The sequence below is a fragment of the Candidatus Nitrosopumilus salarius BD31 genome (assembly GCF_000242875.2).
Taxonomy (GTDB): domain Archaea; phylum Thermoproteota; class Nitrososphaeria; order Nitrososphaerales; family Nitrosopumilaceae; genus Nitrosopumilus; species Nitrosopumilus salarius.
Genome location: NZ_AEXL02000087.1, coordinates 16,798 through 31,083 on the forward strand (window position 1 = coordinate 16,798; position 14,286 = coordinate 31,083).

A 14,286-nucleotide genomic window follows, 5' to 3' on the forward strand; every position below is an offset into this window, starting at 1 on the left:
AAACTAAAATATTGATTTGAATGTGAACTTTCATGCTCACAATTGACTGCAAGGATGTAATTTCTATTAAAAATGAATTGCTAGTTTATGTTGCCGATCAGGTTGCTGCGATTCCTACTTTGAAAAACAATCAATTTACCTTGTCTACATTGGATGATGATGAAATACTTGATGTGAATTTGGTTATCTCTGCAATCAAAGAATTTTTGGATTCTATAAATGAAGGAAGAAATTTTGCAGTTATCACTAGTAACAATATGATTAAGATAGCATCTGTATCTGGAAGAATCATAGAACGCGATAATCAAATTCCATCTGAAATGTTTTCATGTACTCATTGTGGTTTTGTAACTAGATATGAGGTTGAACTTAACGCCCATATGAAAATCCATTATCTTTAGTTTTTCTTGAATATTCTTAGTTTTCTTTTGGTTTGAATTTCTTCTCCTATTGAAAAAGTATGGTATTGAAATCTTTTTTTGTATTCTGAAATATGACTCTGAGCTACTTCTTTTATCTTGAAATTGGTTCTTACGCCTTCTATTTTGATTTCTTTTCCAAAAATATCATAAATCATAATTGTGTATTGATTTGGTTTTACATAATATTTTGTACTACAGTGCCAAAGAATTCCTAGTACCACTACAAAAAATGCTGTTACACACTTGTCAATTATTTTCTTCATGGGGTGATTTTCAACAGGATCTTTATAAGCATCAGCTACAAAAATTCATTATGGGAAAATCTGGCGATGGTATTGCCAAAGTTTATTGTGAAAAGTGTGATCTTATTTTTAAATCACGAGAAAAATTTGAAAAACACCTTACCAGTCATTCATCAAGTATTACTTGTGAGGTGTGCCCTATTGACACTGTGATTGCAAAGTTTGTAGATTTGTTTAAACGAAAGTCTTCTCGTAATTTGGAATAAGTTTTTTTAACCAATTTCTACTGTTTTCAATTGTGAATAAAAAAGCCCTGATTTTAGGCGTGATTGTAATTGCAATTGCAATCACGATTATTGCATCTTCTTCAACTCCTTCTGAAACTGTTAACTTGGATATGGGTAGAACTCATGGATCTATCTCCACAACTATGGGTTCTCCTATTTTTGGTAATCCCGATGCTCCGATAACTATAGTTGAATTCGGTGACTATCAATGTGAAATGTGTTATAGATGGTTTCATGCTTCGAAACCTCAGATAGTAGAAAATTATATTGATACTGGTAAGGCTAATTTGATTTTCATAGATTTGGCATTTTTGGGAAAAGACTCTCTGAAAGCTGCTCAGGCAACATATTGTGCTGAAGATCAGGGAAAGTATTGGGAATTTCATAATATGTTGTATAACTCTCAAGAGAATGTAGATGATGGTTGGGCAAATTCTGAAAGACTAAAGGCATTTGCTTTTAGCTTGGGGCTTGATATGGATTTGTTTGACAGTTGTTTTGATTCAGGAAAATATTCAAAGCGTGTTCAATATAATATTGATCAAGCAAAAAAACACAATGTACATTCTACTCCTACTTTTATCATAGTAGGTGATAATCAACAAAAACAAGTTAGTGGTGCACAACCATACGATGTATTTGTGAACGTATTTGATTCAATGATCTAAATGGTACAAACAATCAAACTGGTATTTTCAAATTCTAAATACCTGACCATTTCATTTATCATCTTTGCATCTATGTTTGTTGGGTTACTAATTCTATCTGAATATGTTTTTTTAGATCCGTATGTTGTAAGTCATTTACCTCCCGGATCTGAATTTGGATTGGTTCTTATTGTGATACTTTCAGTGTTATCTGCATTAGTTATTCCTATGAATATTTTTAGAATTAGTATTCTTAAAGGTTCAAAACAAAAAATGAGTGGTAGTATTTTTGGTTCTTTGGTTGGTAGTATTGCTGGTGCTTGCAGTTGTGGGCCTATTGGATTTGCCGTAATCTCCACATTTGGTTCAATTGGAGCGACAACTACTGCGTTTCTTACTAATTATGAGATTCCAATTAGACTTGCTGCTATTGCAATTCTTACAGTAACTTATTTTACCACTGTGAAATCGCTTAAAATTGAATGTAATCTTGATTCTTGATGTATAAGAAATTACCAAATAGGCAAACTTTTACAACCTTGAAATGTATCTTACAGTCCTTTGAAGTCTTATTATGACATTCATTTATGTCCCAATCAGGCCTAGTAGAAGAGATCCCGAAGCTGATGAGATTGAAGACTCCGAAGACTAACTTCTTACAAAGATCTGATTCTGTTCTGATTAATTTTCAAAATCTGTAAAGTCGAGATTTTTATTTGCCTTTTTTACGATCAATTTAATGAGAAATTGGAATTTAATTTTTGCAATTTTAATAATCTCCAGTCCAATTCTTTTCTCAATAATTGCATTTCCTGACTCAGTTACTTGGAGTTGGAATGAAGGGCGAGGTGGTTATTTCTTTGCATTAGTTTTCATAATTGCAGAACTTGTTGGACTAAAAATTGTCATTTCTAAGAAACGTTTACTGTCCGTAATACCTTTGACTGCTATTACTATCACATACCTTGTTTCATTAGAATTTGGTCTTAGGGATTATATCATTGAATCTGCAAAATTATTTGACGTACAACTAATCTATTCATGGACATGGATGTGGGATTTTATTGTAATGGCAATTTTTGTAGTTGCCGCTTTGAGTGTTTTCTTTGGTAAACGCTGGATTCGAATTGCACCTGCTGGCCCCATCTTTTTGATTGGAACTGGAATCATTCTTTCACTGGATGCCTTTTTTCCATACGATACACTTGGTCCTTTACAATACATTGTACCGTATTTTGTTCAAGCTAATGTGTGGTTGATCACAATGCTTGATCTTGGGACTGCTGTAGCAAGAGACAATGTTATGTTTTTGCGTGGCGAACATGGCTCAATGGCCCTTCAAGTTTTTTGGCCATCAGCTGGTGTTCACAGCATAATTATTTTTCCTTGGTAATCGGGGCATTTATGTTAAAACTGAACATTTCTAGAAATCGAAAAATCATCTATTTTATTTTAGGAATTATCGGAACCGTAACAGTGAATTTAATTAGAATTTTTTCCTTATCTTGGTATGCACTAAAGGTAACTACTGATCCAGTGGCATGGGAGGAATATCATAAAATTGCTGGAGAGATAATGTTCTTACCTTGGCTATTTGCATTCATCTTCATTGTGATGATAATAGAGTCTAGGCGTCTTAATAGGCTTGAAAAAACTTCCTCTTCTTAAAAATAACTTGTAATGTCTCTTTGACCTTGAACTTCTGAGAGTTCTGAAACTTTGACTCCTAGCCTTCTGACTGTCATTGTTTGGTTCTCTAATGCTTCTTTTAGTAACTGTTCTGCATTTTTTTTTAATTCTTCTAGACTTGTGGTGTGACTTCGCAGCATTCTTGATTTTGATCTATTTGATAAATCTGATTGTACAAAGTGTATCCCAATTGATTTAAACATTCTATTATTTTTAATTAATACTTCATGTACCTCTTTACATAATTCTACAAGATTTTCTGATAGAAACTGATATTCTTTTGAATCTTTCTTCAAAGTTGTAATCTTACTGTATTGTATGCTTGCTTCTTTTTCTTTAACTGGCTCGTTATCTATTCCTCTTACTGCATTGTAGATGTAAGTTCCACTCTTTCTTCCAAATTCTTTATTCAAAGCAAAGATGTCTAATTTTTTTAAATCTCTAATTGTCTCTAAATCCATCTCTGAAAATCTCTCATCTGTCTTTTTCCCAATCCCTGGAATTACTCGGATTTTTTGTGGTTCTAAAAATTCACTTATTTTATCTGGGGTCACAACCGTAAGCCCATCTGGTTTTCGAAAATCAGATGCAATCTTTGAAACTAGTTTATTTGGTGAAATTCCTATCGAACAACTAAGTTTAATCTTGTCTCTGATCAAATTTTTTATTTGTTGAGCAAGATGACTTGCTTTTTCAAAATCTCCACCCACTCTTTCTGTAACATCCAAGTATGCTTCATCTCTTCCTACATATTCGAAAACATCTGACTTGCTTTTCATAATTTCCATTGCTTTTTCAGATATTTCGGAATAAAAGTCAAAATCCACAGGCAAAAATACTGCATCTTTTCTTTCTTCTAATCTTTTTTTTGCAAAGGAAATTGGAATTCCTGATTTTACTCCGTATTTCCTTGCTGTGTAGTTTGCAGTTGCTATGGCTCCACTATCTGCGCCTCTATCAGAAAAAACACACACACAAACAGGTTTGGATTTTAATTCTGGAGATCTCATCTCTTCACATTGAGCATAAAAATAATCAAAATCTATGTGGAAAACTACTCTGGTTTCCAATACTGTTCTACGGTGTTTTGATTATTACTATATTGTGTATTCATCTACTGTGTTTACTGTAGAGTATGAAGAACCCAAGTATGAGTATGCTTCAACTAGAGATTTGAATGAATTGCTAAAAAAGGAATAAACAGTATTTGCCCCGCTAGTGTGAAATTAGAAATAAGATTGAATCTGAATTAATTAACTCTTGATCCTAAATCCCTACTGATCTGTGAGGGGGTTGATGGGAATTTGCCTCCTACTTTATTCCCTGCAATTACAGCTGCTTCTTTTAGAATATTTTCAGTTTCTTCATTTGATGTGCTATCTAATTCAAAGCTTCCACCAAACGAGTCTGTCATCATTCCACCCAGAAGATTTGACATTCCTTCAAATTCAGCATCTGCTTGTGGGATGAATCTATTCAATGCTGGTCCTATTGAACGCATCATTTCCATTACTGGTCCAAATGTAACCATTGCATCACCCAGTTCGTTCATAGTTGATAATCTTAATTGAATTTGTTCAAGGGCAAGTTTGAGATTGCCTATTAGTTTCTCGTTCTTTCTTAATTCTACAAGCTCATTTGCAAGAACTCTGCCTGTGGTTTTATCATGCTTTTGTTGTGCAACAATAATTCGGTTGAATAATTTTGCATCTTTTTCTTGTAGTTTTTTATGCATATGGTCAATTTTTGAAAATGTTTGATTGAGTTTACCAATCGATTGCTGGATTCTTGGTTTAAGTGGTGATTCTTTTTTAATCATGCCGTGAATCTGATTATTTAATCTTGGTTTTTGGGTTTTGTCCCAATTATCCTGAAACGTTGGCATGATTCTTTGTGTAAAAAAATTCTCTCAAATTATTATCAGTATACTAAAGTACACCAACTGAATAATATTTTCAATTCCTGTTTTTTCCACATGATCTGTTCAGCCTGTATGATCAAACACTTAGTTTGATGTGTGTTTGAATCAAAACTAACCAACTTAATTTATCCAATTTGAAACTATCTCTTTGTAATGATTAAAACATTAAACAAGTCACATTTAGCTATATTTACAACGATCCTACTTTTATCATCTGTAGGAATTAACGGAGTTGGAAAGCAACTAACTTTTGCTGACACATCACAATCAGTTAATAATGCACAAAACGTTAAAGTTAATGCACAGTACAATGCTGAAAGAATCTATTCTGATGCTATTTCTAAAGCCAAACTAAATTACACAAATGCAGTTGATCTTGCTAACGGTAATCCTGAAAAATTAAAACAAGCAAAAATTGATTATAACAAAGCAATTAAAACTGCAACCGATGTTTTAAACAAGGCTTTAGCCTCAGCAAATGAACAATACAAAAAATCAACTGCTTCAAATCCTGTGACATCTTCATCGTCACCAGACAAATCTGAAATTATAAAAGCAAAAACAGATTATGCTAAATCTATCCAAGATGCAAAGATTTTGTATGACAAGTATCTATTAATTATAAAATCTAATTATAAAAAAGCATTAGAGAATGCAAAAACAGAGACAGCCCAAGATAAAGCTAAATCAACGTATGAATTTCAACAGAAAACAGCTAGAGATGTTTACAATAAAACTCTGATTAGTGCAAAACTTGCTCTGGATAAGGTAATTGCTAATAGCAAAACAAGTTGATTTCATTTAATATGAAATCAACTCTATCACACTTGATTAACTAGTGATTACATAATTATGTGATGAGTAAAACTTCAAACAAAGCCAAATCAGCACAAAAAAATAAGAACAATAAGAAAATGCCTGAAAACTTGATGAAAAAACAATACTTGGAATCATTCAAAGAAATGAAGCAAGATATAAAATATGATTCTAATTAATTGGCAACTCTGTTTTTAACACAAGATTCAATTTAAGGCAGAAAAGATGAATGCATTTAAACTTAAACATCTTAATTCTGCAAGTTTTTATCATGGGATGTTCATGCTCGAATGTCCAATATGGCCCTCTCCTCTTCAATAATGGAAGCTTTGAAAACATTAGAACCTGATATACTAAACACACCATCGTTTTCATTTTTTGAATTTCTTAAATATGATACAGATGATCTGCGAAATGAAAAAATGCTTTTAAAGAAAGATTTGATTGAACGATATAAAAAATCAGTAAGACAAAAACTAACTATTTCAAATACACTAAAAAACGATTTTTATGCATTTACCAAAACTCTAGGTAAACTTCACCTCGTTGATGATCTTGATGACATGATTGATGATGTTAAATGGGAAAAAATTACTGAGATTTGCAATATACTTCGTAAGATTGAGACAAGTAATGAAAAAAAAATTCGATGGGCATTATTGTTTTTACTTTCTAAAGAACACGAAATTATTATTGATGATCTAAAACTATTACTCGTAAACTTCAAAATACCAAATATTGAAAGATTGTTAGGAAAAATAATAAAAACTGAAGTAAATTCTGGGTTAGATGTAAAATCTGAAGGTAAAAAACTTGTTATGGGTACTGAACAAAGACTTGCAGAACATTACATTGCAGATGCAATAGAGGAAAAATCTAGAAGATCCCCTGGTGAAATTGAAAAAGAAATTTTGGAATTACTTGATGAGGGTTCATATTCTAATCAAGAAATTTCTCAAATTATTGATGTTGATGAGGCTGTAGTTTCAAGAGTAATGACAAAATTAAGAAATCAAAACAAATTAGTCCTATCAAGTTTCGGAAACAAAGGATTTCGTTACTACACTACAAATTGTCAAAATTGTCCATTTGGGAAAACTCTGTCTTCATGTAGAAAAGACGCAATCTCGGATATTGTAAATACATTCAAAGACGCACATGGTGTAGATCTGACTTCTCAAGACTTTGAAGGTATTGAATCTAATCAAGCATTACTAAATATAAAAAGAACTGTTACAATGTCTAAAAAATTCACAATGACAAAACTAGAATCAAATTTGTATGAAAATTTTGAAAAATTGCTCCAAACAGTAGTCAAAAAATCTATAGAGATTAAACATGATAAACATGCAAAATCACGAGAGCTTGTAATATCATCTAATATGTCAAAGTTGCCAAAAATATTCCAAATTGGATTAAAGATAGGTATACAATATGAAATTCAATTAATGAAAAACCTAGTAAATGAAACTAAAAAAGAACAATCCTCTGATCTTTTATCAAAAATGATCAAAGACAGTAACAAGATTCTACAATCTCTTGGAAACTGATTTTTTCAGAAATTTCTATATCTCTCTGATCAATGATATTATCATTTGATTGCATTTGGAAATTTGTAATTGTATTGTTAATTTGCGACAACTTTTTTCTGTGCCCATATCTGTTCATTGAGAGCATGACATTTACAATCAGCAGATTTTCCTTTACAGTTTTTTTGATGTAGTGGTTTGTCACATTTATGGCAATTTGGATCTCTCCAACTTGCTTGATTTCCACAACTAGCACATCTCATTATTTGTTAAACCTTGAGTGTATAGTTCTAAACAAAATATTAAACAAAATGATAATTGACTTAAACAATCAGGAAATCAACTGGTTACTCCAGTATAGTTTGTACTCATTTTTCTTGTGGTTAAAATTATCTTAGAATAATGATTTTTTTGATAAGTATGCCTGATGAATCGTGTAGATACTGTGGAATGAGACTAAACTCATGCATGATCTGTCATGACTGTCATCGTACAGTACAGCAAATCTGTGTGTACTGTAAACAAACAACTTCAATCCAATATCATTCAAAATGTGATGATTTTGAGGCTGTTTACCATGTCAAACCAAAATTATTGGTGAACAATTAACACCCTCTTCTAAAATGCAACATAATAATCCAATCCTTAATAATAAAAATAAAAAAATCTTATGTTTTAATTAGTTTAAAAATTATTATTATTTTTCTTTTTATCCAAATATTGTCACTTCCGCTACTGCTTTATCTAATAAGATAAAACATGATTGGATTGTGATTTGAACTGGATTTTCAATATCTAGTTGCTCTCACATGGTTTGAAAGTCAATTGCTTTTCTTTGAGTGAAGATATGTCATTTTCAAGTATATTTATTACAAAATTTTCTGGGAACTCTTTATGGATCTAGATAAAGTTAGAACAGCAGATACTGATGATGATTATACTGATGATGATTATACTGATGATGATTTTGATGATGATGAGCTTATGATAACCCTGATTGATGATGATTAAGGAATTCTTTAGTTTTATCTGGGATGTAATTACTGGTAACTAACATTGCAACTGAATTTAGTGTGACATCATGTTATCTATATCTAAATTTGGATTGGAAATACTTGAAGAGATATTTGTATGTCCACAATGTCTTACAGGCGAGTATGTTTGCGCTATTCATACAAAAAATATAAAATTACTTTTGATAAGAGATGTAAAAAATGAGATTAACAAGTTAATAAAACAACAATATTCATTCAATTGATATAATGAAGAGTTTTTCAAGTAGAAAAATACTTACGAATAGTTGACCTTATTCATCTATAGTACAAATCTATTGATGTGACTAAATTGTATCTGAAAATGATTAAGTCTCTAATTTTGTATCACACAAAGCAAAGTCGCCTGCAACTGTATCTGATTTTATCTTCTGGATAGAATGATTTCTACCATGCGTTAAAATATCTGGAAGAATGTGCTGACACATACTGTATGGCAAATTTTGTTATTGATAAAAAAATTAAACTTGTACTTGCTTTACTAGGTGCTATTATCTGCTTATCCTTTTTGGCATGGTCTGAAGATAGAATATTTGCAGATTTTGATAATGATGGAATAACAGATTCTGATGATAATTGTCCTCTAAATGCAAATTTGGCTCAAACTGACTCTGACTATGATACTGTTGGTGATGAGTGCGACACAGACGATGATAATGACGGTGTATCTGATTCTCTTGATCAGTTTGATACCAATCCTCTAGATTGGGCTGACTTTGATTTTGACGGGATAGGTTCCTCTCAAGATACAGACGATGATAATGACGGAATCTTGGATACTAACGATTCGTATCCAATGACCGCTTCTGAAATCTTGGCTACAAAATATCTTGACAATATCGAGACTTGTGCTGAAATGAATGATGGTACAATGCGTCTTGTTTGCTATTCGGAATTTTTTGGAACTCTAACTGAGAACGAAAAGAACAACTCTGATGCATTGGAATTGTCTATTGCGTTATCAAAAATAGGTGCAATAGATGATTGTCATTTTGTCTCTCATGAAATTGGTCATGTTTCTTACGAAATGACTACTGATGTAACAAAAAGTCTGCAAGGGATGGATGGTACAATGTGTAGGGGAGGTTATTTTCACGGAGTGCTTTCGTCTTACTTCCATAATATTGAAGAATTAGGAAAATCTTTCCCAGATTCATATCAAACAATATGTGATGATTTGATAGGCTCTTCAAACTATCAAGACTGTGTGCATGGTTTGGGACATGGTTTTGTTCATTATTTTGGTGATGATCTAAACTCTTCACTGGAATCATGTCATGATTTGTCTTTTTATCAAAATATCTTGTGTGTCAAAGGTGTCATGATGCAATATACTGATAATGTTATTACAAGAAATGGAATGTCTAAGGATGTACTTTCTAATCTATGTGATTCAGAACAACTAGAAAGATTTGATAATGTTGAATGTAGTATGTCTACTGGAACCACACTCGCATTTTTTACAAACCATGATTTTGAAAAAGGCAAAGAACTCTGCAATATGATCGAAGATGCAGATTCTAGAAATTACTGTATTGAGGGATTACGACTAGAGATTCAAGACTCTGAGAAATATGAGAGCAACCCATTAACTGAAGATATCAGAGAAAAATTCCAGCCACAATTCATTGAAGGATCTAAATCTATAGACATTAGAAGCCCTGCAATAATTTCAGACTTCCAAGTCATGAAAGAAGTTGGAGTTATTTCATTTTCAATAGACAAACCTCAATATGTTATACTATACATTCCAAGTGAGTTTGTTGCCTCAAAAATGCTGGTCACTGTTAATGGTCAAATTCCAATGGATTTGAAATCGCAAGACTATCTATTAGGAAAAGAGATGGCGATGATAAGTTTCGTGCCAAACCAATCTGGTACCGTCTTGATCACTCCTGTGCAATAATCTGTCTGTACCCAATTGAATTTCACATCTATCCGTATCTATTTTCATCCACGAAATGATGGTCTAGTCCCGTAAAGTTGAACCTTAACTTAATGTAAAAAAAATACTGGCGAATAATTGAGTTTCTACATCTAAATTGTATCTAAAAATCATTCAAGCGTATATGGATTCAACTTTTTTTATATATTGAAACTTGCTAATTATGTGGACAGGAATCTGATTTCACCAAATATGATAATTGTACCAGTTCAATTCTCAAATGTACCAATTTGATTATATCTAAAATTCATATTTTTCACCTAATGACGAAAAATATCTTATTGGTATTGCCACTCTTGTGTTCTATTGCATTAATGGTTGCCCCATTTGATGCATATGCTCACAACGGTCACAACCATAAAAATGGATCTGGCTGTTCAAGCTGCACTCCTCCAACTTTAGGGGTTGATGCAAATGGGAAGCAAATTGTTTCAGGTGGAATTACTATTGTAGATCAAACATATGATGTTGATATGTTCAAACAAGATCTCAATCCTGAAATTCTTAAAGTTGGTGAACCTGCAGAAATCACTCTCAAGGTATATGATGATGCAGGATACGATGCATTAAAACATGTGGAATTATCTTTGGGTTATGAAGAAAAATTTCTTTCGGGAGTACTTGTTCCATCCAATTCTGTAACTATTGAATGGGAAAAGACTTTTGATGGAATGACCACTGTAACTGAATTTAACAAGCAAAGTCTAGTTAAAGACATCAGTGTTTCTGTTGTGGATAATTCCCCCATCATTGGAATAAAGTTCACATTTACTCCAACTCAGGAATTTGATGCAAACACCATAGTTGTAAAGATGTGGGATCAGAAGAGAAATGCAAGCATGAATTATTTTCATAATGCATTGAATATAATTTCGGACAATCCTTCTGTTTTACTGGCTAATTCTGAGACATCAATAGACCAAAGTTCTGATAGCAAACATATGGAATTAACTACAGTTGAGTCACCTGTAGATCAAATTAACAAGGAAATTGAATGCAAAACAGGACAAGTACGTTTGTTGCGAGCATCTAATATGAGTCCTGTCTGTGTCAGCGAATACCAATCAACAGTGCTAATTGAAAATAATTGGGCAGTTCCGCATCAATAATTTTGATTCACAGGCAATCTCCTTTTTTTCTTATTTTTTTTATCTTGCTTGTATTATTTGGAACAGCCTCTACAGCAGATGCTCATACTGCAAAAGTTGTAGGCGATTTTAAAATAGACATAGGATGGGAAAAAGAACCACCGTTAGTAGGTATTGCCAATTCTGTTATATTCACAGTAACTTTAGCTGATGAATCCGATAAATTACTCAATGACATGATATTTTTTAATAAAATTAATGATTCAGATGACAAACCAAACAATACTCATCTTTCAGATTTGACCAATTCCACTGAGGCGTATATCAAAATTGATAATTCTAAAACTAGATTGGTGTTAGAAGAATCCCGGGAAAAACTGGGAGTGTATACTGCAAAATATACTCCAGATAAAATCGGAGTTCCTTCTATCAATTTTGCTGGTGTGATAAAAAATCTTGAATTTGAATTAACATCTAAAATTGAAACGATAGAAAAAAATCCAGACATGAATAAGATTCCTGATTGGATTAAAAATAATGCAAAGTGGTGGGCTGATGATCAGATTGATGATGATTCTTTTGTACAAGGTATTCAATATTTGATTAAAGAAAAAATCATTACTGTTACAAATACTATGTCAGATAATTCAGAAACTTCTAGCAATATCCCAAATTGGATTAAAAATAATGCAAAGTGGTGGGCTGATGGTAATATTGCTGAAGATGATTTTCTTAAAGGGATTGAATTTTTAGTCAGATCAGGTATTATTGGAGTTAATTAGATTCTAAACCCCCATCCTGATAAAAAATACTGGCGAATAATTGAGTTTCTACATCTAAATACTGTCCATACCCACTTTTTTCATGGAATATCCAGTCTCAGCTGATGAAAATGGCGTAAATTTAAAACCTGAAAAAATGGAAAAAGAAAAACTCTATCATTGTATTTTTAAGAATAAAGTAATGTTGGTATTCAAAGATTCTCAAGATGTTCTAAACTGTTATGAAATCGAAGAAGTGGATTTAGTCGATAAAATTAGAAAATGTAGCGATGATGACGATCTTGAAAAAATATTTGATGACTATCTTAAGGGAAATGCCTGATAAAATTAAATAAAAGCCAAAGAGAATTTTGTTATAACAGGAATTTGAAATTGAGCGACAATAAAAAATCAAAAGATGCAGAAGATATTTTATCTGAATTTGGTTCTAGAATTAAATCAGAACCTGAACCAACACCAGAACCTGAACCAACACCAGAACCTGAACCAACACCAGAACCTGAACCAACACCAGAACCTGAACCAACACCAGAACCTGAACCAACACCAGAACCTGAACCACAATTAGCTGCACCAGAACCTGAACCACAATTAGCTGCACCAGAACCTGAACCACAATTAGCTGCACCAGAACCTGAACCACAATTAGCTGCACCAGAACCTGAACCACAATTAGCTGCACCAGAACCTACTAAGGATGACTCTACCAAACATCATGATAAGAATTATTTTTCAGACTCTCCTCATTCTACAGAAGAACGTGATGTGATTTTTGTTGGTACGAAACCAATAATGACTTATGTTTCGGCAACTTTGACTCAACTTTCAACGAGACCCACAGTTACAATTAAAGCTCGTGGAAAAAGAATTACACAAGCTGTTGATGTTTCACAAATGATTGTTAAACGAATGGACTCTGTAGGATATTTTGTAAGTGATGTGCGAATTTCATCTGATTCTTTAACTTCTCAGGATGGAAAACAACGGAATGTCTCTACAATGGAAATTGACATTTCAAAAAATTAATTTAAGGAATTTAATTATTATTGCATTTGGAATTTTGGTTATTGGGCTTTTAATTAATTTTAGTGATTATTCATGCGCTCCGCAACACATGATACTCATTAATGACATTTCTTTATATGAAAAATCATTAGATCCAGAGTTCTGTGAAATAATTGTTGAAAAAATTAATTCATTTAACGACGAATGTGAACCAAAAATTGAAATTTTGGATTGTGGCTAAGTAGGAATTTCTGTCAAAAATTTTATTCCAAAATAAATTAACATCACACTTAACCCCGCCATCATTATTTTGTAATTTTTGTTTGATAAAATTTTAAAACTTTTTGATGCTAGAAATGACACTGTTCCTAACCATGCAAAATCCATCCATATGTGTAGAGCAAATACAATTAGTATGCCTGCAAATGCCCAAATTAGTACAGCATCTGAAATTAATTTCAATCCTACTGTTATCCACCATATAATGAAAAATGGATTAAATGCACTTAACAAAATTCCTGTAAATACTGGATCTCTGCTTATTTTTGATTTAGGGAATTCCTTCTTTTCAAATATTGATTTGAATTGCAGTGCTCCAAAAATAAAAAGTGTGATTGCCCCCAAAATGGATATCATTGTTCTGAATTCTGGAAATACTTCTAATGAAAACGCCCCAATTCCAAGTAATATCACTAATGGAAATTCAACAACGGTATGTCCTACTGCCATTTTAATTCCTGTTTTTGTTCCTCCGTGTAGTCCTGATGAGATATTTGCCACAAAAAGTGGACCTGGCATCATAACCCCTGATGCTGAAATTATGATAACTAGAATTGCAAATTCTATGAACTCTGCCATTTT

19 protein-coding genes are annotated in these 14,286 nt (G+C 32.4%); 15 read left to right on the forward strand and 4 right to left on the reverse strand.

Annotated elements, in window-relative coordinates; translation table 11 throughout:
• The first annotated feature begins 32 nt into the window (after window positions 1-32).
• On the forward strand, window positions 33-401 hold the full coding sequence (locus tag BD31_RS04035) for a C2H2-type zinc finger protein (RefSeq protein ID WP_008298971.1): 369 nt from the start codon (window positions 33-35) through the stop codon (window positions 399-401).
• On the opposite strand, the gene BD31_RS04040 is transcribed toward BD31_RS04035, so the two are convergent.
• Complete coding sequence (locus BD31_RS04040; protein WP_008299008.1) at window positions 398-685, reverse strand: hypothetical protein; 288 nt, start codon at window positions 683-685, stop codon at window positions 398-400. The two genes, BD31_RS04035 and BD31_RS04040, sit on opposite strands and share 4 nt — an antisense overlap.
• 50 nt (window positions 686-735) lie before the next feature.
• On the opposite strand from BD31_RS04040, the gene BD31_RS04045 reads away from it, so the two are divergent.
• The 5 genes from BD31_RS04045 (at window position 736) to BD31_RS10715 (ending at window position 3,266) form a co-directional block, all read left to right on the forward strand.
• Window positions 736-930 carry a hypothetical protein gene (locus BD31_RS04045; RefSeq protein ID WP_008299025.1) on the forward strand — a complete coding sequence of 65 codons (195 nt, stop codon included), beginning with the start codon at window positions 736-738 and terminating at the stop codon, window positions 928-930.
• Between the two features lie 32 nt (window positions 931-962).
• On the forward strand, window positions 963-1,619 hold the full coding sequence (locus BD31_RS04050; RefSeq protein ID WP_008298983.1) for a DsbA family protein: 657 nt from the start codon (window positions 963-965) through the stop codon (window positions 1,617-1,619).
• Window positions 1,620-2,099: a hypothetical protein gene (locus tag BD31_RS04055; RefSeq protein WP_008298968.1), complete on the forward strand. Its 480-nt coding sequence runs from the start codon at window positions 1,620-1,622 to the stop codon at window positions 2,097-2,099. It begins immediately after the preceding gene.
• Between the two features lie 238 nt (window positions 2,100-2,337).
• Complete coding sequence (gene artG / locus BD31_RS04060; RefSeq protein WP_008298954.1) at window positions 2,338-2,991, forward strand: thaumarchaeosortase; 654 nt, start codon at window positions 2,338-2,340, stop codon at window positions 2,989-2,991.
• 11 nt (window positions 2,992-3,002) lie between these two features.
• Window positions 3,003-3,266, forward strand: coding sequence for a hypothetical protein (locus tag BD31_RS10715; RefSeq protein WP_238536061.1), 264 nt, complete (start codon window positions 3,003-3,005; stop codon window positions 3,264-3,266).
• On the opposite strand, the gene dinB is transcribed toward BD31_RS10715, so the two are convergent.
• A complete protein-coding gene (gene dinB / locus BD31_RS04065; protein ID WP_008299039.1) occupies window positions 3,263-4,357 on the reverse strand; it encodes a DNA polymerase IV in 1,095 nt (364 codons plus the stop codon). The genes BD31_RS10715 and dinB overlap by 4 nt on opposite strands.
• 179 nt (window positions 4,358-4,536) lie before the next feature.
• Entirely contained in the window at window positions 4,537-5,172 is a 636-nt protein-coding gene (locus BD31_RS04070) for a Snf7 family protein (RefSeq protein ID WP_008298985.1), read from the reverse strand.
• Between the two features lie 189 nt (window positions 5,173-5,361).
• Between BD31_RS04070 and BD31_RS04075 the strand changes: the two genes are divergently transcribed.
• The 9 genes from BD31_RS04075 to BD31_RS11645 all read left to right on the forward strand — a co-directional run bounded on the left by BD31_RS04075 (window position 5,362) and on the right by BD31_RS11645 (window position 13,446).
• The gene (locus BD31_RS04075; RefSeq protein ID WP_008298932.1) at window positions 5,362-6,003 is read left to right on the forward strand and encodes a hypothetical protein; all 642 of its coding nucleotides are present in this window, start codon (window positions 5,362-5,364) and stop codon (window positions 6,001-6,003) included.
• 62 nt (window positions 6,004-6,065) lie between these two features.
• The gene (locus BD31_RS10285) at window positions 6,066-6,203 is read left to right on the forward strand and encodes a hypothetical protein (RefSeq protein ID WP_008298990.1); all 138 of its coding nucleotides are present in this window, start codon (window positions 6,066-6,068) and stop codon (window positions 6,201-6,203) included.
• Between the two features lie 120 nt (window positions 6,204-6,323).
• On the forward strand, window positions 6,324-7,574 hold the full coding sequence (locus BD31_RS04080) for a hypothetical protein (RefSeq protein WP_158641223.1): 1,251 nt from the start codon (window positions 6,324-6,326) through the stop codon (window positions 7,572-7,574).
• A gap of 1,060 nt (window positions 7,575-8,634) precedes the next feature.
• Entirely contained in the window at window positions 8,635-8,811 is a 177-nt protein-coding gene (locus BD31_RS10040) for a hypothetical protein (RefSeq protein WP_008298978.1), read from the forward strand.
• 227 nt (window positions 8,812-9,038) lie between these two features.
• Complete coding sequence (locus BD31_RS04085) at window positions 9,039-10,511, forward strand: thrombospondin type 3 repeat-containing protein (protein WP_008298963.1); 1,473 nt, start codon at window positions 9,039-9,041, stop codon at window positions 10,509-10,511.
• 320 nt (window positions 10,512-10,831) lie between these two features.
• Complete coding sequence (locus BD31_RS04090) at window positions 10,832-11,659, forward strand: hypothetical protein (RefSeq protein WP_238536062.1); 828 nt, start codon at window positions 10,832-10,834, stop codon at window positions 11,657-11,659.
• Between the two features lie 44 nt (window positions 11,660-11,703).
• Window positions 11,704-12,420: a peptidase gene (locus tag BD31_RS04095; protein WP_100222184.1), complete on the forward strand. Its 717-nt coding sequence runs from the start codon at window positions 11,704-11,706 to the stop codon at window positions 12,418-12,420.
• An 82-nt stretch (window positions 12,421-12,502) separates the two neighbouring features.
• Window positions 12,503-12,742: a hypothetical protein gene (locus tag BD31_RS04100; RefSeq protein ID WP_008298956.1), complete on the forward strand. Its 240-nt coding sequence runs from the start codon at window positions 12,503-12,505 to the stop codon at window positions 12,740-12,742.
• 50 nt (window positions 12,743-12,792) lie between these two features.
• Window positions 12,793-13,446 (forward strand): DNA-binding protein, encoded by a 654-nt coding sequence (locus BD31_RS11645; RefSeq protein WP_238536063.1) that lies wholly within the window; start codon window positions 12,793-12,795, stop codon window positions 13,444-13,446.
• 216 nt (window positions 13,447-13,662) lie between these two features.
• Here BD31_RS11645 and BD31_RS04115 read toward each other — a convergent pair whose 3' ends face one another.
• Complete coding sequence (locus BD31_RS04115; RefSeq protein ID WP_008298917.1) at window positions 13,663-14,283, reverse strand: LysE family transporter; 621 nt, start codon at window positions 14,281-14,283, stop codon at window positions 13,663-13,665.
• Window positions 14,284-14,286: the final 3 nt, after the last annotated feature.

Excerpts from the sequence above, each read along its gene's own strand:
- BD31_RS04035 (WP_008298971.1), top strand. The coding sequence starts at position 33 with ATGCTCACAATTGACTGCAAGGATGTAATTTCTATTAAAAATGAATTG.
- BD31_RS04040 (WP_008299008.1), bottom strand. The coding sequence starts at position 685 with ATGAAGAAAATAATTGACAAGTGTGTAACAGCATTTTTTGTAGTGGTA.
- BD31_RS04045 (WP_008299025.1), top strand. The coding sequence starts at position 736 with ATGGGAAAATCTGGCGATGGTATTGCCAAAGTTTATTGTGAAAAGTGT.
- BD31_RS04055 (WP_008298968.1), top strand. The coding sequence starts at position 1,620 with ATGGTACAAACAATCAAACTGGTATTTTCAAATTCTAAATACCTGACC.
- artG (WP_008298954.1), top strand. The coding sequence starts at position 2,338 with ATGAGAAATTGGAATTTAATTTTTGCAATTTTAATAATCTCCAGTCCA.
- BD31_RS10715 (WP_238536061.1), top strand. The coding sequence starts at position 3,003 with ATGTTAAAACTGAACATTTCTAGAAATCGAAAAATCATCTATTTTATT.
- BD31_RS04070 (WP_008298985.1), bottom strand. The coding sequence starts at position 5,172 with ATGCCAACGTTTCAGGATAATTGGGACAAAACCCAAAAACCAAGATTA.
- BD31_RS04075 (WP_008298932.1), top strand. The coding sequence starts at position 5,362 with ATGATTAAAACATTAAACAAGTCACATTTAGCTATATTTACAACGATC.
- BD31_RS10285 (WP_008298990.1), top strand. The coding sequence starts at position 6,066 with ATGAGTAAAACTTCAAACAAAGCCAAATCAGCACAAAAAAATAAGAAC.
- BD31_RS04080 (WP_158641223.1), top strand. The coding sequence starts at position 6,324 with ATGGCCCTCTCCTCTTCAATAATGGAAGCTTTGAAAACATTAGAACCT.
- BD31_RS10040 (WP_008298978.1), top strand. The coding sequence starts at position 8,635 with ATGTTATCTATATCTAAATTTGGATTGGAAATACTTGAAGAGATATTT.
- BD31_RS04085 (WP_008298963.1), top strand. The coding sequence starts at position 9,039 with ATGGCAAATTTTGTTATTGATAAAAAAATTAAACTTGTACTTGCTTTA.
- BD31_RS04100 (WP_008298956.1), top strand. The coding sequence starts at position 12,503 with ATGGAATATCCAGTCTCAGCTGATGAAAATGGCGTAAATTTAAAACCT.
- BD31_RS04115 (WP_008298917.1), bottom strand. The coding sequence starts at position 14,283 with ATGGCAGAGTTCATAGAATTTGCAATTCTAGTTATCATAATTTCAGCA.